General features: G+C 66.3%; 22 protein-coding genes and 1 other RNA gene. 11 read left to right on the top strand and 12 right to left on the bottom strand.

The window, feature by feature from the left end; genetic code table 11:
* Window positions 1-40: 40 nt before the first annotated feature.
* Window positions 41-865, top strand: a complete 825-nt coding sequence (locus tag RH91_RS08235) for a metallophosphoesterase (RefSeq protein ID WP_029623704.1) — start codon at window positions 41-43, stop codon at window positions 863-865.
* 107 nt (window positions 866-972) lie between these two features.
* Here RH91_RS08235 and RH91_RS08230 read toward each other — a convergent pair whose 3' ends face one another.
* Both RH91_RS08230 and RH91_RS08225 read right to left on the bottom strand, forming a co-directional pair.
* Complete coding sequence (locus tag RH91_RS08230) at window positions 973-1,521, bottom strand: TMEM165/GDT1 family protein (RefSeq protein ID WP_232283439.1); 549 nt, start codon at window positions 1,519-1,521, stop codon at window positions 973-975.
* A 24-nt stretch (window positions 1,522-1,545) separates the two neighbouring features.
* Window positions 1,546-1,839: a hypothetical protein gene (locus tag RH91_RS08225; RefSeq protein ID WP_232283438.1), complete on the bottom strand. Its 294-nt coding sequence runs from the start codon at window positions 1,837-1,839 to the stop codon at window positions 1,546-1,548.
* 185 nt (window positions 1,840-2,024) lie between these two features.
* On the opposite strand from RH91_RS08225, the gene rpmG reads away from it, so the two are divergent.
* A complete protein-coding gene (gene rpmG / locus RH91_RS08220) occupies window positions 2,025-2,192 on the top strand; it encodes a 50S ribosomal protein L33 (protein WP_010162189.1) in 168 nt (55 codons plus the stop codon).
* Window positions 2,193-2,409: 217 nt separating this feature from the next.
* Here the strand turns inward: rpmG and RH91_RS08215 are convergent, their stop codons facing one another.
* Complete coding sequence (locus tag RH91_RS08215) at window positions 2,410-2,772, bottom strand: response regulator (protein WP_010162188.1); 363 nt, start codon at window positions 2,770-2,772, stop codon at window positions 2,410-2,412.
* 39 nt (window positions 2,773-2,811) lie between these two features.
* On the opposite strand from RH91_RS08215, the gene RH91_RS08210 reads away from it, so the two are divergent.
* From RH91_RS08210 to RH91_RS08200, 3 genes are read left to right on the top strand one after another with little or no spacing between them, the layout of a single operon-like run.
* A complete protein-coding gene (locus RH91_RS08210; RefSeq protein ID WP_010162187.1) occupies window positions 2,812-3,105 on the top strand; it encodes a DUF3572 domain-containing protein in 294 nt (97 codons plus the stop codon).
* Window positions 3,102-3,722 (top strand): hypothetical protein, encoded by a 621-nt coding sequence (locus RH91_RS08205; protein ID WP_010162186.1) that lies wholly within the window; start codon window positions 3,102-3,104, stop codon window positions 3,720-3,722. The genes RH91_RS08210 and RH91_RS08205 overlap by 4 nt, the downstream gene beginning before the upstream one ends.
* A 25-nt stretch (window positions 3,723-3,747) precedes the next feature.
* The gene (locus tag RH91_RS08200; protein WP_010162185.1) at window positions 3,748-4,215 is read left to right on the top strand and encodes a RidA family protein; all 468 of its coding nucleotides are present in this window, start codon (window positions 3,748-3,750) and stop codon (window positions 4,213-4,215) included.
* A gap of 49 nt (window positions 4,216-4,264) precedes the next feature.
* On the opposite strand, the gene RH91_RS08195 is transcribed toward RH91_RS08200, so the two are convergent.
* The 3 genes from RH91_RS08195 to RH91_RS08190 form a co-directional block, all read right to left on the bottom strand.
* On the bottom strand, window positions 4,265-5,557 hold the full coding sequence (locus RH91_RS08195; RefSeq protein ID WP_010162184.1) for a sugar MFS transporter: 1,293 nt from the start codon (window positions 5,555-5,557) through the stop codon (window positions 4,265-4,267).
* A gap of 217 nt (window positions 5,558-5,774) precedes the next feature.
* On the bottom strand, window positions 5,775-6,452 hold the full coding sequence (locus RH91_RS22325) for an energy transducer TonB family protein (RefSeq protein WP_157136881.1): 678 nt from the start codon (window positions 6,450-6,452) through the stop codon (window positions 5,775-5,777).
* A gap of 555 nt (window positions 6,453-7,007) precedes the next feature.
* Window positions 7,008-7,292 (bottom strand): chorismate mutase, encoded by a 285-nt coding sequence (locus RH91_RS08190; RefSeq protein WP_010162183.1) that lies wholly within the window; start codon window positions 7,290-7,292, stop codon window positions 7,008-7,010.
* A 105-nt stretch (window positions 7,293-7,397) separates the two neighbouring features.
* Between RH91_RS08190 and RH91_RS08185 the strand changes: the two genes are divergently transcribed.
* Together RH91_RS08185 and RH91_RS08180 are read left to right on the top strand one after the other, a co-directional pair.
* Window positions 7,398-8,414: a polyprenyl synthetase family protein gene (locus RH91_RS08185; protein WP_010162182.1), complete on the top strand. Its 1,017-nt coding sequence runs from the start codon at window positions 7,398-7,400 to the stop codon at window positions 8,412-8,414.
* A 107-nt stretch (window positions 8,415-8,521) separates the two neighbouring features.
* Window positions 8,522-8,674 carry a Flp family type IVb pilin gene (locus RH91_RS08180; RefSeq protein WP_010162181.1) on the top strand — a complete coding sequence of 51 codons (153 nt, stop codon included), beginning with the start codon at window positions 8,522-8,524 and terminating at the stop codon, window positions 8,672-8,674.
* Window positions 8,675-8,732: 58 nt separating this feature from the next.
* On the opposite strand, the gene RH91_RS08175 is transcribed toward RH91_RS08180, so the two are convergent.
* Complete coding sequence (locus tag RH91_RS08175) at window positions 8,733-9,707, bottom strand: cation diffusion facilitator family transporter (RefSeq protein WP_010162180.1); 975 nt, start codon at window positions 9,705-9,707, stop codon at window positions 8,733-8,735.
* Between the two features lie 131 nt (window positions 9,708-9,838).
* Between RH91_RS08175 and hrpB the strand changes: the two genes are divergently transcribed.
* Both hrpB and RH91_RS08165 read left to right on the top strand, forming a co-directional pair.
* The gene (gene hrpB, locus RH91_RS08170; RefSeq protein ID WP_010162179.1) at window positions 9,839-12,370 is read left to right on the top strand and encodes an ATP-dependent helicase HrpB; all 2,532 of its coding nucleotides are present in this window, start codon (window positions 9,839-9,841) and stop codon (window positions 12,368-12,370) included.
* A gap of 9 nt (window positions 12,371-12,379) precedes the next feature.
* A complete protein-coding gene (locus RH91_RS08165; RefSeq protein ID WP_010162178.1) occupies window positions 12,380-12,661 on the top strand; it encodes an ETC complex I subunit in 282 nt (93 codons plus the stop codon).
* Between the two features lie 116 nt (window positions 12,662-12,777).
* Here the strand turns inward: RH91_RS08165 and RH91_RS08160 are convergent, their stop codons facing one another.
* The 4 genes from RH91_RS08160 to RH91_RS08145 are packed head-to-tail and all read right to left on the bottom strand — an operon-like array spanning window position 12,778 to window position 15,494.
* Complete coding sequence (locus RH91_RS08160; RefSeq protein WP_010162177.1) at window positions 12,778-13,290, bottom strand: NUDIX hydrolase; 513 nt, start codon at window positions 13,288-13,290, stop codon at window positions 12,778-12,780.
* Window positions 13,287-13,970 (bottom strand): TPM domain-containing protein, encoded by a 684-nt coding sequence (locus tag RH91_RS08155; protein WP_010162176.1) that lies wholly within the window; start codon window positions 13,968-13,970, stop codon window positions 13,287-13,289. Before RH91_RS08155 ends, RH91_RS08160 begins: the two co-directional genes overlap by 4 nt.
* Window positions 13,970-14,872 (bottom strand): TPM domain-containing protein, encoded by a 903-nt coding sequence (locus tag RH91_RS08150; protein WP_029623703.1) that lies wholly within the window; start codon window positions 14,870-14,872, stop codon window positions 13,970-13,972. The genes RH91_RS08155 and RH91_RS08150 overlap by 1 nt, the downstream gene beginning before the upstream one ends.
* Before the next feature lie 25 nt (window positions 14,873-14,897).
* Window positions 14,898-15,494: a LemA family protein gene (locus RH91_RS08145; RefSeq protein ID WP_010162173.1), complete on the bottom strand. Its 597-nt coding sequence runs from the start codon at window positions 15,492-15,494 to the stop codon at window positions 14,898-14,900.
* 82 nt (window positions 15,495-15,576) lie between these two features.
* On the opposite strand from RH91_RS08145, the gene mscL reads away from it, so the two are divergent.
* Window positions 15,577-16,005, top strand: a complete 429-nt coding sequence (gene mscL, locus RH91_RS08140) for a large conductance mechanosensitive channel protein MscL (RefSeq protein ID WP_010162172.1) — start codon at window positions 15,577-15,579, stop codon at window positions 16,003-16,005.
* 18 nt (window positions 16,006-16,023) lie between these two features.
* On the opposite strand, the gene RH91_RS08135 is transcribed toward mscL, so the two are convergent.
* Window positions 16,024-16,455 carry an RrF2 family transcriptional regulator gene (locus tag RH91_RS08135; protein WP_010162171.1) on the bottom strand — a complete coding sequence of 144 codons (432 nt, stop codon included), beginning with the start codon at window positions 16,453-16,455 and terminating at the stop codon, window positions 16,024-16,026.
* Window positions 16,456-16,513: 58 nt separating this feature from the next.
* On the opposite strand from RH91_RS08135, the gene ssrA reads away from it, so the two are divergent.
* Window positions 16,514-16,865, top strand: a transfer-messenger RNA (tmRNA) gene (gene ssrA, locus RH91_RS21580).
* Window positions 16,866-17,486: the final 621 nt, after the last annotated feature.

Genomic DNA, 17,486 nt, shown 5'->3' with positions numbered 1-17,486 from the left:
ATCGGTGGCGGTAATGCCGGCATCCCGCTAGGCGCGCGGCATGGCTTTCCTGCGCTCCTGCCTCCTGCTGGGAATGATCGTCGCGGTCGCGCTGTTCGCGTGGGCGCATCACAATGCGCGGATCGATCCAATCGTGCGGCGCGGCCAGATCGGGTTTCGGGACTGGCCCCGCAGCATCGCCCCGGTTCGCGTCGCCGTGCTCAGCGACATCCATATTGGCAATGAGTCGATGGATGCCGCGCGGCTGCGGCGGATCGTGGGACAGGTCAACGGGCTGAAGCCGGATCTGGTGCTGCTCGCGGGCGACTATATCGCGGGGCATCGGGCGAAGCCCGCGCGCATCTTCGCGCCGCACCTGGTCGCGCCGCTTGCGGCATTGCGCGCGCCGCTCAGCATCGTCGCGGTGATGGGGAACCATGATTATGATACCGACCCCGCCATCATCCTTCGCGCACTTCGGGCTGCGGGAATCCGTGTTCTACGCAACGAAGCGGTCGCGCGTGGCGGATTGACGATCGCGGGGATCGACGACCTTCTGCATGGCCGTCAGGATATCCCGAAGACGCTTGCGGCGGTGCGGCTCTTGCCCGGGATTCCGATCGCCTTGTCGCACAGCAGCAGCACCGCCTTGCTCGACGGCGGAATCACGCTTGAGCTGGTCGGCCACACGCATTGCGGTCAGGTCGATCTCGAACCGTTCGGGCTGACCAATGCCGTCGCCGCGTCGAATTACCGGTGCGGGATCTCCCGGACGTCGCGCGGCATCACGCTCGTCACCGCAGGCGTGGGCACGAGCATCGTCCCGTTTCGCGTCAACGCGCCCCCGGATCTCTGGTTGCTGACCCTCGGCCCGGCGACGCGCTGAGCGATCTCGTTCAGCCCTTGCGATCGCTCTCGATCAGCGCGCGATTGCCCTCGCGCAGCGTGGCAGCGCCAGTCTTCCGCCCGCCCTCGCCGGCAGAAAGCGAGCCGCTAGATCAACCGAAGCGCCGAGAGCGCCTGGAACGTCCCGCTCAACAGCAGCAAACCCGCGGCCCCCAGCCGGATCGCCGTCAGTGGCAGGCGGCGGATCCTACGCTCTCCCAGCATTACTGCCGGAATGTTGACCGCCAGCGCCCCCAGCGTCGCGCCGATCGCCGGAAGCGCGGGCATGGGCGTCCGCGCGGCGAGCGCGGCGGTGACGAATTGGGTGCGATCCCCGATGGCAAGCAGACCGACCGCGAACAGTGCCGTCGCGAAGCCACCGTAACGCCCCGGCAGCGCCCGCAGCCGGATCGGCCAGAGCGCGCTTGTCCCCGCCGAAACGATCGCCAGCGCGACGAGCAGGTCCGCAGCCTGGGGCGAGAGAAGCGGCGCGATCAGCCATCCGCCGACCGCCCCCGCCGCATTGCCCAGCGCGAGCGCGAGCGCCAGCCCCACGAGAACGCCGCCCTTGCCGGCATAACGCGTCCCCAGCAGCGCACTGGTCAGCGCGGTGCGGTCGCTAGCCTGAACCATCAACGCCACGACCAGCGCGGCCATCAGTGCATCCATTGGGGGCGCGAATCAGCTAGCGAGTCGCATGCGCTGCACGGGGCGTCCGGGAAGAACCGCGTCGCGCAGGACACCCAGCCACGCATTCACGAGTGCGCCACGCTCGCCACGCTCCAGCGCGGCCGAGATGGCCTGCGCCACCGAAACGGCAGGGAAATGACCACAGGCGAGGGCCGCCGCGCGTATCGCCGCCAGCTCTGCCTCGAGGGCTGAAAACGGCAGATTTCCGGCACATGCCGCGACTCGCGTCACCCGCTCGACAAGCGCGGCGGGGTCGGGCGATTCGATGACGGACGCTGGCATCATGGCAGGATACTCCCTTGCACGGCCGGATGCGGCAGCGCCCGTAAAGGTCGCGTTAAAGACCGCGACGGTCACGCCTATATGCCACAGCCGACTTGACATCGGCCGCCGCATCCGCCATCGGACAGCGCTTAAGAGCGGCGACCGGTTCGCCGCTTTTGCATTTTCAGATCACAGGAATTCAGGTCATGGCAAAGCCGACCACGGTCAAGATCAAGCTCGTCAGCACGGCGGACACTGGCTTCTTCTACACCACGAAGAAGAACCCGCGTACCAAGACCGAGAAGCTGAGCTTCAGCAAGTACGATCCCGTCGTGCGCAAGCACGTCGAGTTCAAGGAAGCCAAGATCAAGTAAACCGCTTTTGCGGTTTGCCTTTGCCGGGGGTCCGCCCTTGGCCGAAAGCCGCGAGCGATAGCCTTGCGGCTTTTTTGCGTGGCCTGGCGGGATGGATCGTCTCGCGAGTTGGTGTCTTTCCCGAACGCCCCTCTGCCCGTTCGTTTCGATCGTAGTCGAGAAACCGGGCACAGCGCCGGTTTCTCGATTCCGCTCGAAACGAACGGATGGGGAGCAGTTAGAGCAACGCGGCCACCGCATCGACGAAGCGGATCAGCGAGATCGGCTTGGAGACATAGGCATCCGCCCCCGCCGCGCGGATCCGTTCCTCGTCCTCGCGGCCGGCATAAGCGGTCACCGCCATCACCGGGATCGACCGGAGCACCGGGTCCGCCTTCAGTTGCAGGATCAGGTCGTAGCCACTGACATGCGGCAACTGGATATCCATCACGATCAGGTCAGGGCGGAACTCGCGCGCGCGGACCACCGCCTCGCGCCCGTCGCGCACGCCTTCGGTCGCATATTCGTGCGCCTCCAGCAGGTCGCAGAAAAGTTTGAGGTTGAGTTCGTTGTCCTCGACAACGAGCACCCTTTTTGCCACGCCCGAGCTTTCATCGTCCATGGGACCTCCTCATACGCAATGCGCCCCTCCGTGACAAACAACGATCCGTCGGAGCTTGCGCTCCGTGCGCTGGTATGGACACTGGCCGAGCCCGAGCGTGCGCTGCGCTTGCTCGACGTGACCGGCCTGACCCCGTCCGACCTGCGCGCGCGCGCAAGCGATCCCGCGGTCCTGTCCGCGACGCTGGCGTTCCTGCTCGCGCATGAACCCGACCTGATCGCCTGCGCCGACGGCCTCGACGTGCGCCCCGAAGACCTGGCCCGGGCGCATGCCGCGCTCGATGGCCCGACCGATACCGGAGACTATGCGTGAAGGGCCTGTTGATCTGTGATTGCGACGAAGTGCTGCTCCATATGGTCCGGCATTTCGGCGTCTGGCTGCGCGAGGCGCACGATATCGATTTCGCGATCGAGGGCGGCGATTTCGCCAACAGCATGTCGCGCCGCAATGGCGCGCCGCCGCCGACGCGGGACGAGATGTGGGAATTGCTCGACGGGTTCTTCCCGAACGAAATGGGCCGCCAGACGCTCGTCCCGCACGCGCGCGAGGCGCTCGCCGCACTGTCGAAGGTGGCCGACGTCGTGATCCTCACCAATCTGGGCGATCACAACCGCGAACCACGCATCGCGCAGCTGCTCGGCCACGACATGGCGTATCGGGTCGAGACCAACCAGGGCGGCAAGGGCGATCCGGTCGCGCGGCTGGTCGCCGAGTTCGGCGATCCGGTCACCGTCTTCGTCGACGATCTCGCGATGCACCACAGCTCGGTCGCCAAGCACGCGCCGGGCGTCCACCGCGTCCACATGGTTTCCGAGCCGAGCCTTGCGCCCAACGTTCCCCCCGCCCCCGATGCGCATATCCGCATCGACGACTGGCAGGTCGCGGAACGCTGGATCGCGGACCGTTTTGCTGCCGGCCAGCCGGCCTGACCCCGTTCATTCCCAGGAGCCTTCCATGACCGACCGTATCGACCACAAGCTTGCCGAGCTCGGCCTTACCCTCCCCGCTGCCGCCGCGCCGGTCGCGTCCTATGTGCCGACGGTCGAGGTCAACGGGCTGCTGCACATCTCGGGGCAATTGCCGTTCAAGGACGGCGCGCTGATCACGGGTCGGCTCGGCGATTCGGTCGACATCGACGGCGGGATGGAAGCCGCGCAGGCGTGCGCGCTGATGCTGGTTGCGCAGATCAAGGCGGCGCTCGGCGGGCTTCACCGGGTCGAGCGGATCGTCAAGCTCGGCGTGTTCGTCAATTCGACTGCGGAGTTCACTGATCAGCCCAAGGTCGCCAACGGCGCGTCGAACCTGATGGTCGAGCTGTTCGGCGAAGCCGGCAAGCATGCGCGCAGCGCGGTCGGTGTGTCGGCGCTGCCGCTTGGTGCCGCGGTCGAGATCGACGCGATCGTCCAGATCTCGATGCCGTAATTGTTTTGGCGCGACCCGCTCCTCCGGGAGCGAGCCGCGCCGACCCCCGTCAGGCCACCGACGGCTTGCGGGTGAAGATGCCGTAGCCTGCGATCACCAGATAGCAGAGCGCAGGCACCAGCAGTGCGAACTGCAGCGTCGAGTTATCCGCCAGCACCCCGGTCAGCGGCGGCACGATTGCCCCGCCGACGATCGCGGTCGCGATGATCCCCGACCCCTCCGCCGCGCGTGCGCCGAGCCCTTCGCTCGCCAGACTGAAGATCGTCGGGAACATGATCGAGTTCATCAGCCCGATCGCGAGCAGTGACCAGCCGGCGATTGCGCCGGTGCTGTGCGTCGACAGCGCGATCAGCGCCATCGCGCCGATCGCGACGCCCGCCAGCACCTTACCCGGCGAGACCACGCGCAGCACGAACGCGCCGATGAAGCGCCCGACCATCGCGCCGCCCCAGTAATAGGCAACGTGCTTGCCCGCGGTGACCGGATCGAACGCCATGGTGGTGGGCTGCTCGAGATAGCTGACGATCAGCGACCCGATCGCGACTTCGGCGCCGACATAGAGGAAGATGCACGCCGTCCCGAACGCGAAGCGCGGGCGCTTGAGCAACTCGAACGCCTGGAGGATGCTGCCATGCTGCTCGACCGTATGCGGCAATCGCTTGCGCCGCGACCACACGACGACCGCGACCAGCACCAGCGCAATCGCGAGCCCCAGATAGGTGTGGACGACGACCTGCGTCTCCGCGGTGCGATGCGCGTCGAGCGCGGCGCCGGTCAGCGTCTTCGAATCAACCTTGGCGAGATTGCCGAGGATCAGGATCGACCCGACGATCGGGAAGATCGTGGTGCCGAGCGAGTTGAAGAACTGCGCGAAGGTGAGCCGGCTCGATGCGGTCTTTGGCGCACCCAGCAGGCTGATCAGCGGGTTGGCCACGACCTGCACCGTGGTGATGCCGATCGCGAGAACGAACAGCGCCATCAGGAAGACGATGAACGTCCCCGACGACGACGCCGGGATGAACAGCACGCAGCCAAGCGTCATCAGCAGCAGCCCGACCGACGCGGTCTGCATGTAGCCGAGCTTGCGCACGATCGCGGCGGCAGGCAGCGAGAAGACGAAATAGGCCGCGAAGAACGCCGACTGGACCAGCAGCGCCTGACCGTAATTAAGCGTGAACAGGTCCTTGAGCTTGGGGATGATCACGTCGTTGAGACTGGTGATCCCGCCGAAGATGAAGAACAGCGCGAAGACGAAGACCTGCAGGTCGGGCGCGTTGACGCCCTTGTCGGCATCCCCCGCGGCGGGTGCTTGGGCGGACGATCCGCCGGGATTCAAGGCCATCAGCTACTCCTGGTGCGGACCGATGCGGGTGGCGCATTGGTCGGAAGACGCGGCACCGTCTGCCATCGCTTCGCGCGCGGGTACAGCGCGATTGCGTTTTGGGAGGGTGGTTGGGGCGTCGGCTCCCCGCCCGTTGATGGCAGAAGATGGTGAATAGCTGTAAGGCCAAATTTTATGCCATCATCGAGCATGCGTACCGCGACATTGCACCTGCATATTACCTGTCAGTTATCCTAAATATTCGTCCAGCTCCCGACGACGCAATAGCGAGAGGGGTGGAAGTGAATAATACCCGACTAATTACCATGGTTTTTACAGGTCTTCCCGACCGATCCTTTTCGGCACGACCTTGCAACTTCGCCAGCATGTTGCAAGCCAAGGATTCATAAGGTAGATACAGCGATGCTTCGTTGGATGAGCAACTGCGCTGATTACCTTTGCTATCGATGATTTCTCTGACCTCCACCGGCAAAAGGCTGCCTGTAGGAAGCTTACTGACGGTCAGAACTATATCCGACGCGTTGATTTGCTCCTCAAGATGAGGATGGGACTCACCCCATTTGACTGTTGTGGGCCACACACTTGTGATTGGTGTTAATTCCTCGTCTCGTGCTGGAATGAAATGACCTCGTTTCAGAGAGGAAAGGCACGTAGTTTCATCAAGGTTTCGATTGCCACTTGAGATAATAATTTTGCACGAAATTGGTGAACCGTCCGCGTCAATTGTGAGGGCAATACGCACCGTGTCTCTGTTCATACGTACTCCGGATACTGGTATATCTCCAACGCGGAACAATGAACCGGCACCCCCTATAGGCTTCGGTCCAATGCCATTATTTGCCTGCGGCAAAGGGGTGATCGCCAATTTCCAAACAATGAAAGCCAAAAGAAACATCTAAAATTGCCCCTCTCCAATATAAATTGGTTATATCCACGGTGCATATAATCAATTTTTTAACGTCCAGCTTTGTCGGAATCATGACGTTACCGAGCACTGGCTTAACATCCGATAGGACCAAACCTTAATCTGAGATATTCGACCCATCCGATGACAAACCTGAACCCTGTTTCAGGCAACGGAGACGAATCAACAGCGTTTCGCCCAATGAAAAACGTGTTATCCTCGTCGACCATCCCCGTAATGCTATTTGGTGCGGTACCGCAGCGCTGTAACGCGGTGCGCGCTTCGCGGGCATCTTGAAGTTATGCGGCAGTGTCGTTCGGACAAGACTGCATCCACTAAGAAGCGAGGCGAACCAGCTAATTGCATGGTTACGGGTTATCATCGGACAAGACTGACCAACCGACCGATGTCCGCACGTGAGCGCTTCCGATCGTTCCGCTTTGCTGCCCAAAAGCAAGCAGGGCAAGGAAGCGGTTGCCGCACCTGTAGTGTGTCAGCGTCGCGAGTTAGTGGGAATCACGTAACCGCTCGCGCGACGCCCCCGCCCTAATCCGCCTCCCGCACCCGCTCATGATGCCGGATCACCTCGTCGATGATGAACCGCAGGAACTTCTCGCTGAAATCCGCATCCAACTGGGCATCGTGCGCAAGTCCGCGCAGCCGCGCGATCTGTGCGTCCTCGCGACCCGGGTCGGCGGGGGGCAGTCCGGTCCGTGCCTTGTAGCTGCCGACCGCCTTGGTCACCTTGAACCGTTCGGCGAGCAGGAACACCAGAGCGGCGTCGATATTGTCGATGCTCTGGCGATATCCGCTGAGCGTTTCGTCGGACACCAGCGTGCTCCTATCCCGTGAGACGCCTTTTTGGTCGACCCCCACGCACAGCGCAACCCGCAAAGGGTTGCGTTTGCGCCGCAGCACGGCCACATCGCACCGCAGATGACCGCCACGATCCACCGCCTGGGCGACACACGGCCCACTCCATCGCTCGAACCGATGGTCCAGCTTGTCACGGGCGACATGAACATGGTCAACGCCGTGATCCTGTCGCGCATGCAATCGCAGATCCCGCTGATCCCCGAACTTGCCGGGCATCTGATCGCGGGCGGCGGCAAGCGCATGCGCCCGATGCTGACGCTCGCGAGCGCACGGCTGCTGAGCTACACCGGCACGCGGCATCACCGGCTCGCCGCCGCGGTCGAGTTCATCCATACCGCCACGCTGCTTCATGACGACGTCGTCGACGGGTCGGACCTGCGTCGCGGCAAGCGCACCGCCAATCTCATCTGGGGCAACCCCGCGAGCGTGCTCGTCGGCGATTTCCTGTTCAGCCGCTCGTTCGAGCTGATGGTCGAAGACGGCTCGCTCAAGGTGCTCGGTATTCTCTCGGGCGCGAGCGCGATCATCGCCGAGGGTGAAGTAAATCAGCTCACCGCCGCGCGCCGGGTCGACACCCCCGAGGAACGCTATCTCGATATCATCGGCGCGAAGACCGCCGCGCTGTTCGCCGCCGCCTGCCGCGTCTCCGCGGTGGTCGCCGAGCGTCCCGAGGCGGAGGAGCTTGCGCTCGATTCCTACGGGCGCAACCTCGGAATCGCGTTCCAGCTTGTCGACGACGCGATCGACTATGTCTCCGACGCGGGGACGATGGGCAAGGATGCGGGCGACGACTTCCGCGAGGGCAAGGCGACGCTCCCCGTGATCCTCGCCTATGCGCGCGGCAACCCCGAGGATCGCGCCTTCTGGAAGGCCGCGATCGAGGGGCATCGCAACCGCGACGAGGACTTCGCACGCGCCATCGATCTCGTCCGCTCGACTCGAGCGGTCGAGGATACGCTCGCGCGCGCCCGGCATTACGGGCAGCGCGCAATCGATGCGCTTGGCGGTTTCGCCAACGGCCAGGCCAAGAACGCGATGATCGAAGCCGTCGAATTCGCGGTCGCGCGGGCGTATTGAGCGCCTGCCCCGGAACGCTACCGTAGTTTCCCGGGGGCGGCCGCTCACGATGCTTCAGGGGTTTCGCGTCATTCCTGTCAGGGCCAACCGCCTTGGGGGACAAGAGCATGAAACTCTGGACCAATTCTCGCGCCGCGACTGCAATCGAATATAGTCTGATCGCAGCGCTGATGGCGATCGCCGCGATTACCGGAATGCAGTCGCTGGGTGCCAAGGTGTCCAGCACGTTCCAGAACGTCTCGTCCGGGCTTGAACCGTAACCCCGCCGCGCTGACCAGCGCGTGCGGCCCGGTCTCTCTACGGGGTCAGTCGACGGGGTCAGTCGACTGGGCACCCCGCATGAGCGTCCGTATCGCTGGTCGCCAGCTCGACCTGCAACGTCGCGTGACCGATGCCGAAATGCTCCTTCAGCATGCCGCGCGCCGAGTCGAGAAAGGCGTCACCCGGATGCCCCCCGGGCATCACCAGATGCGCGGTCAGCACGGTCTCGGTCGTGCTCATCGGCCAGATATGGACGTGATGCACGCGCGCGACACCGGGAAGCTCCTGCAAGTCCGCCCAGACCGCATCCGAATCGATCCCGCGCGGGACGGCTGCCAGAGACATCTCGACCGATTCGCGCAGCAGCCCCCAGGTCTGCAGGAAGATCAGCACCGCGATCACGATGCTGACGACGGGGTCGAGCCACATCGCCCCGGTCCACCAGATCAGCAGCCCCGAAACGACGACCCCCGCCGACACCATCGCGTCGCTCGCCATATGGAGATAGGCGCCGCGGATATTGAGGTCGCCCGCGCTGCCGCGCAGGAACATCAGCGCGGTGACGCCATTGATCAGGATCCCCGCGCCCGCGACCCACGCCACCAGCGGCCCGTCGACCGGCGCTGGCACCGCAAGCCGCTGCACCGCTTCGAGCATGATCGCGCCGAGCGCGACGAGCAGCAGCAGCGCGTTGAGCAAGGCAGCGAGGATCGTCGAGCCCTTGAGCCCATAGGTAAACCGCTTCGACGGCGAGCGCCGCCCTAGCGCAATTGCCGCCCATGCCGCGCCGAGCCCGAGCACGTCGGACAGATTATGCCCCGCGTCCGCGAGCAGCGACACCGAATGCGCCATCAGCCCGAACACGACTTCGCCGACGATGAAGCTCAGGTTGAGCGCGATCCCGACCGCGAACGCACGGTCATGGCCGCTCGCGGGCGCGTGGCTGTGCCCGTGGCCGCCATGGCCGTGGCTGTGCCCCCCATGGCCGTGTCCGTGATCGTGCCCGCTATGCGAATGGCCGTGACCCGCCATGTCTTTACTCCGCTTCCAATTCCAGCCGCCTAGCATCGCGTGTTCGTGAGATACTAGGACGCCGGCGATGACAAAGACGTCATCGCAACGCCGCACGTTCCAAACCCGCGATCCTGCGGTAGGGAGGCAACGTGACCGTCGCCCTCCCCATCCATGCCGTCCTGCCGTCGCTGCTCGAGACGTTGCGCACCCGCGCCAACGCCGTGCTGGTGGCACCGCCCGGCGCGGGCAAGACCACCGCGGTCGCCCCGGCGCTGCTTGGTGAACCGTGGTGCACCGGCGAGATCCTGCTGCTCTCCCCCCGCCGCCTCGCCGCGCGCGCCGCGGCCGAGCGGATGGCGGCGCAGGCGGGCGAGCCGGTCGGCAAGACCTTCGGCTATGCCACGCGGATGGATTCGAAACGGTCGGCGGCGACCCGCGTCACGGTGGTGACCGAGGGGATTTTCGTCGCGCGGATCCAGAACGATCCCGAACTGGGCGGCGTGTCGGCGGTACTGTTCGACGAAGTCCACGAACGGAGTCTGGACAGCGACTTCGGCCTTGCGCTCGCGCTCGATGCGCAGGGCGGGTTGCGCCCCGATCTGCGGCTGCTCGCGATGTCGGCGACGCTCGACGGGTCGCGCTTCTCGGGGCTGATGGGCGACGCGCCCGTTGTCGAGAGCGAAGGGCGGATGTTTCCGCTGACGCTGCGCCATCTCGGCCGCGCGGGCGAGCAGCGGATCGAGGACTCGGTCGCCGCCGCGATCCGGCTCGCGCTTCGCGAGGAAAGCGGTGGGGTGCTCGCGTTCCTGCCCGGCGTCGCGGAGATCGAACGCACCGCCGAACGGCTCGACGGGCTTGGCGCGGGGATCATCCTCCACAAGCTCCACGGCAGTCTAGACCCCGCCGCGCAGCGCGCCGCGATCGCGCCCGACCGCGATGGCGCGCGCAAGGTCGTGCTCGCGACGTCGATCGCCGAAACCAGCCTGACCCTCGACGGCATCCGCGTCGTGGTGGATTCGGGGCTCGCGCGTCGCCCGCGCTACGATCGCGCGGCGGGGATGACCCGGCTCGTCACCGAGCGCGCGAGCCAGGCGGCGGTGACGCAGCGTGCCGGGCGGGCCGCGCGGCAGGGGCCGGGCGTCGCCTATCGCCTGTGGGAGGAAGCCGCGACCGCCGGTCTGCCGCGGTTCGACCCGCCCGAGATCCTGGAGGCGGACCTGTCCGCGCTGACGCTCGACTGCGCCTTGTGGGGGCTCACCGATCCGCGTGCGCTGGCATGGCTCGATCCGCCGAGCGAGGCGGCGGTGCAGGAAGCGCGCGCACGGCTGCTGGCGCTGGACGCGATCGACGCGGATGGCCGTCCGACGCCGCACGGGACGGCAATCGCGCGCCTGCCGCTCGCGCCCCGATTGGGGCATATGCTGGTACGCGCCGGGGCACTCGGCCTCGCCACAATCGCGGCGGACGTCGCGGTGCTGCTGGGCGAGCGCGGGCTCGGCGGCAACGACGTCGATCTCGCCACCCGCCGACGCCGTTGGCACACCGAACGCGGCCAACGCGCGGAAGCAGGCCGCAAACTGGCCAGGCGCTGGACGTCGCTTTCTCCCTCTCCCCCCCGGGGAGAGGGTCGGGGAGAGGGGCCGCCGCAGACGCACCGTTCCGAAACAGCCCCCTCCCCCACAGGCGACCGCGAACATGAAACCGCCATCGCGATCGCACTCGCCTTCCCCGACCGGATCGCCCGCCGGCGCGACTCATCCGGCGAGGCATGGGCCTCCGTCGGAGGTCGCGGGTTCAAGCTCGACCCGACCTCGAGCCTCGCCCGCGCCGAATGGCTCGCGGTCGCCGAAACGCAGGGGCTCGCCTCGGGCGCGCGTATCCTGTCCGCCGCCGTCATCGACCTGCCCACGATCGAGACGTTGTTCGGAGACCGGATTGCGGTCCACCGCGACGTGACGTTCGATCCCGCGACCGGCGGCGTCGTGGCGAAGCGCGAGCGGCGGCTCGGCGCGTTGCGGCTATCGAGCGGCCCCGATTCGAACGCCGACCCCGAGGCCATTGCCGCCGCGCTGCTCGCTGGGATCACGTTGCACGGGCTCGACCGCCTGCCGTGGAGCGACGCCACGCAGGCGCTGCGGCATCGCGCCGCCTTCGCTGCGGCGCACGGCGGTGCGGCGCTTGCGCTCGACGACGCATCGCTGCTGGCGCGCGCGGACGAATGGCTGGTCCCGCTGCTCGAGGGCAAGCGACGACTCGATGCGATCGACTCGGGCGCGCTGACTGATGCGCTCCGCGGGGTGATCGGCTGGGACGCGCTGACGCTGATCGACCGCTTCGCGCCGACGCACTTCCACAGCCCGGCGGGAAGCGGCCATGCGATCGATTACGCCGCCGAGGGCGGCCCGCGCGTCGAGCTGCGGCCGCAGGCGCTGTTCGGGCTTGCGGTGCATCCGATGGTCGGCGGCGGGCGCGTGCCGCTGGTGCTGAGCCTCACCTCGCCCGCCGGACGTCCGATCCAGACGACGCGCGACTTGCCTGGTTTCTGGGCGGGGAGCTGGGCCGATGTCGCGCGCGAAATGCGTGGGCGCTATCCACGGCATCCGTGGCCCGACGACCCCGCCGCGGCATCCGCGACGCTCCGGACGAAAAACGCAGATGCGCGCGCGCGCGAAGCACGATAAGGAGACCCCATGTCGACCGCCCGAATCTATCAGCGCCCCAAGAACGCCATGTCCTCCGGGCGTGCCCGCACCACGATCTGGGTGCTCGATTTCGCGCCCGCCGAGCCCAAGCGGCCCGACCCGCTGACCGGCTGGGCCGGTTCGGGCGACACGCGCGATCAGCTTCGCCTGACCTTCCCGACGCAGGAAGCCGCGGTCGCCTATGCCGAGCGCGAGGGTCTTGCCTTCACGATCGCCGCCGCGCCCGAGCGGACCTTGAAGCTGCAGAGCTACGCGGACAACTTCCGGTAAACAGCGCGCTACTTCGGCGGTCGTACCGGGTGCTTCAGGACTTCGGACGTTCAGACGACCGATGCGGGACGACGTGTAGGCCTGTCCGCCCAAGGTCGGGTTGAGGCTAACGGACGCTAGTTCGCCAGCATCCCCGCGCCGAGCAGCAGCAACAGCTTTACGTCGATCGCCACCCCCGCCGCGCGCTTGGCCGCGACAAACGCCGCGATATTCGCGACCGGAACGCGGTGGACGGTGATGTTCTCGCCCTCGACCCCGCCGCCATCGCCAATCTGGCGAAGCCCGCGCGCGCGAACGAGCGTGAAGCCTTCCGACACCATCCCCGGCGACGAATGGAAAAACCCGAGCGAGTCGACGGTCTCGGCGCGATAGCCCGTTTCTTCCTCCAGCTCCCGCCCCGCCGAATCAAGCACGCTCTCGCCCGCTTCCTCGTCGCCGACCAGGCCCGCCGGCAGCTCGAGACACGCCTTGCCGAGCGGCACGCGATATTGCTCGACCAGCAGGACATGCCCGTCGTCGATCGCGAGGATCACCGCCGCCTCGATCCCGCGCGCGCGCGAGACATATTCCCAGGTGCCGTCCTTGATGACCTTGATGTACTTGCCCGCCCAGACGGTCTCCACGGTCATAATTCGATCAGCCTGTCGGGAAGTTCGTTGCGGTCGGTTTCGGTCTTGGGGAAGCTCTCGGCAAGGATCGCGCCGATCCGCTCGACCGCGGCGGCCATCCCCGCCCCCGGGTTCCCGGCGCGCGTCTCATGCACCAGCGCCGCCATCGCATCCCCCCAACGCTCCGCCGGGACCGCGCGATGGATGCCTTCGTCGGCGACGATCTCCGCCATCCGCTCGTCGCGTGAAAGGTAGAGCAGGATGCCGACGCGTGCCTCGGTCCGCCGTTCCGCGCCGACCTTGAAATACTGGATCGCGCGCCGCCGAACGCGCCTGCGCCGTGTCGCCTTGGGCACCAGCGCGAACCGCAACGGCCGGTAGGACAAGGCCCAGCGTACCAGCAGGAACACCAGCGTCTGCACCACCAGCAGCCCGGCGAGCAGCAATCGCGGGTCGGGCGCTGCGTCCCACCCCTGCGTGAAACCGCTGAGCCACAGTTCGATCCGCAGCGGATCGACCGAAGCAAGCGCCACTACCAGCAGCATCGCGAGGAGCGCGACCTGCAATGCGGCATCGTCGTAGGAATCGGAGCGATCAGTAACGATTGTCACGATCTCGCCATCGGTGCCATGCTCGGCGTGCTGGACCGCCGCCAGTACCCGCGCATGGTCCTCGCGCGTGAGTTTCGGGGTCCGTGCCATCACCAATCCCCCGATGCGCCGCCGCCGCCGAACGACCCACCGCCGCCACCGGTAAAGCCGCCGCCGCCCCAGCTGCCGTCGGACCCGCCATCGGAGCCACCGTCGCCGCCGCCACCACCGCCCCAGCCGCCGCCGGATCCCGCACCGGAGCGGCCGCCCCAGTCGCTCAATGCCGCACCCCACAGGATCGCTGGCGCGATGCCGCTGCGATAGCGTTGCTCGCCACCGCCGACATCCCCGCCGCCGCCACCGCCGCCCCGCCGACGCATCGCGGTCAGCAGGACGAAGCCGATCACGAGGCCCCAGAACACCAGCCCGATCGGGAAGCCGCCGCCATTGCGCGCTCTTTGGTGAGTCTTGTCGAACGCCGCCGCGGCCGCGTCGGTTTCCGCCTTGGCTTCCTCTGGCGAGGCGCGCAGCTGCTTGATCAGCGCATCGGTGCCCGCTTCCATCGCGCCGGGGATATCCCCCGATTGCGAAAGCTTGGGGATCATCTGTTCACGGATCACGCGACCGGTGAAGGCATCGGTGAGGAACGGTTCGAGCCCGTAGCCGACCTCTATCCGGGGGCCGCGATGCCCCTTGGGCTCGTTGGGTGCGATGAACAGGATCGCGCCGTTGTTCGCGTCCTTCAACCCGACGCCCCAGGCGCGGCCCAGGCCGACGCCATATTCCTCGAGCTCGCGTCCTTCGAGGTTGGGGATCGTTGCGACTACCAGCTGGCGCTTGGTATCCTTCTGCAACGCCTCGAGCTTGGCGTTCAGGTCCGCCTCGGTCGCGGGCGGCAGGACGTTGGCCGCATCGACCACCAGCCCGGTAAATTTGGGATAGGTCTGCGCGTCCGCGGCAGCGGTGCCAAGCAGCACCGCCACCGCGAGCAGGAACGATTTCAGGATGGTCATCAAACGGGCCCTCTGAGCCCCACGATCAATTGCCGTTGCCGAAATTCACCGCCGGAGCAGCCTCGGCACCCGGCGTCGTCGCCTTGAACGGCACCAGCGGCTTCGCGCCGTAGAACACCTTCGCGCCGATCGCATCGGGGAAGGTCCGGATCGTGGTGTTGTAGCTCTGCACTGCGCCATTGTAGTCATGGCGCGCGGTCGAGATGCGGTTCTCGGTGCCCTCGAGCTGATCCATCAGCGTCGCGTAATTCGCCTGGCTCTTGAGCTCGGGATAGGCTTCCTGAAGCCGCTGGAGCGACAGCGTGACGTTGGACTGCGCCTTCTCATACGCCGCGACCTTCGCCGGATCGTTGAGCTGGTCGGCGGTCAGCTTGACCGCGTTGGCCCCGGCCCGCGCCTGCGTGACTTCGACCAGGATGCTTTTCTCCTGCGCGCCAGCAGCCTTCACCGTCGCGACGAGGTTGGGGATCAGGTCGGCGCGACGCTGGTAGTAATTCTCGACATCGGCCCACTTCGCCTTGGCGTTTTCTTCCTGCGTGGGGACGCTGTTGAGCCCGCAGCCGGACAGCGAAGCCGACAGTGCCAGACCAGCCGATGCGACAAACAGGGTGCGGTAGTTCATTGTGGGGATCCCTCCAGATCTTGCATCGCCATGATAGCGGGGTACGGTGGCGACGCGAAATGAAATCGGTTGGGGACGTGTGATGTTCAAGGAGTTCAAGGCTTTCATCGCCCGGGGGAACGTGCTCGATCTCGCCGTCGCGGTGATCATCGGCGCGGCGTTCGGCAAGATCGTGACGTCGCTGACCGACGACGTGATCATGCCGATGATCGGGCGGCTGACCGGCGGGCTCGACTTCTCGAGCTATTTCCTCGTGCTCGGCAAGGTGCCCGCGGCGCTTGCGGGATCGTCGGACTATGCCGCGCTCAAGAAGGCGGGCGTACCGCTGTTCGGCTACGGCGCGTTCCTGACCGCGGCGGTCAATTTCGTAATCGTCGCGTTCATCATCTTCCTGGTCGTGCGCGCGGTGAACCGGCTGATGCCCAAGCCGCCCGAAGTTCCCGTCGAGCCGGTCGAACCCGCCGACGTGACGCTGCTGCGTGAAATCCGCGACGAATTGAAGCGGCGTTAAGGCGCCGGGTCGCCGTCGTCAGGCGGCGACCAGATCCTCGGCGATCGAATCCGCAAGGCTCGTTCCATCCAGGATCCGCGCGGTCTCGTCGCGCACGCGCATCATCGCGTGGCGGATCGCGCACGTTGCCTCATCCTTGCAGTCGTTGCACGAGCGGTAGGCGGTGCGGCTGACGCACGGCACCAACGCGAGTGGCCCCTCGATCACGCGGATGATCTCGCCGAGCGAAATCAGATGCGTCGGGCGCGACAGGCAATAGCCGCCCATCTTGCCGCGATGGCTGTGCAGGAACCCCGCCTCGCGCAGATCCGCGAGGATCAGCTCGAGAAACTTTCGCGGTACATTCGCACTCGCGGCGATGCGGTTCATCGGGATGGGCGGGCCGCCCTTGGGCGCTTCAGCGAGGAACATCATCGCACGCAGGGCATAGCGGGAACGTTGGGTCAGCATGATACACTACCCCATGCACCGCTTTTGTGGCGAGTCAAAGGCGCTGACCCAATTTTGTGCGCTTCCCATTCGCGACACAATGCCTATATCGGATTTGCCGGGTTCGCCCGGCTATGGCGATAAAGTGCGGCGTGCAATAGATACAACGGACCCGGGGGCAGTACCCGGCGGCTCCACCACAACCGGCCCGACGGCTTTCAGCCAGGACCGGTCATGACGGGGCCGAAGCAGGATCGACGTGTTTCGAAAAGCGCTGTTTTTTCCCGGGCTGAGTAACCTGCAAAAGGCTCAAAACCACAAGTGCAAACGATAACGAAGCACTCGCGATTGCAGCGTAACTCAAGGCCTCACGGTCTAGGTTACTAAGCTAAGCGCGGTTCGGGCCGCACCGGGCAACAGAAGCGGACACCGGCGGTACGGGGAGCACCGAGCAACAGAAGCTCCCCACCTTATTCATCGTCAAAAGCGACCGTCATCCCGGGCCTCCCGGGGTCCACCGGCGTCCGCGTCCGTCGCCCGCAGGATGCGCGCCACGGTGGATGCCGGGACGAACCCGGCATGACGGTTGGGATGCTGTCCCACTCCCGTCACCCCGGGCCTGTCCCGGGGTCCACCGGCGGTCGCGTCCGTAGCCCGCAGCATGCGCGCCACGGTGGATGCCGGGACGAACCAGGCATGACGGTGGGGATGCCGTCCCACGCCCGTCACCCCGGGCCTGTCCCGGGGTCCACCGGCGTCCGCGTCCGTCGCCCGCAGGATGCGCGCCACGGTGGATGCCGGGACGAACCCGGCATGACGGTGGGAATGCCGTCCCACAACCGTCACCCCGGGCCTCTCGGGGTCCACCGGCGCTCGCGTCCGCTGCCCGCAGGATGCGCGCCGCGGTGGATGCCGGGACGAACCCGGCATGACGGTGGGAATGCCGTCCCACGCCCGTCACCCCGGGCCTGTCCCGGGGTCCACCGGCGTTCGCGTCCGTCGCCCGCAGGATGCGCGCCACGGTGGATGCCGGGACGAACCCGGCATGACGG

Source organism: Sphingomonas sp. PAMC 26617, from assembly GCF_000242835.1.
Classification (GTDB): domain Bacteria; phylum Pseudomonadota; class Alphaproteobacteria; order Sphingomonadales; family Sphingomonadaceae; genus Sphingomonas.
The sequence above is the reverse complement of the archived record's forward strand: the minus strand, read 5'-3'. Positions and strand labels throughout refer to the sequence as shown.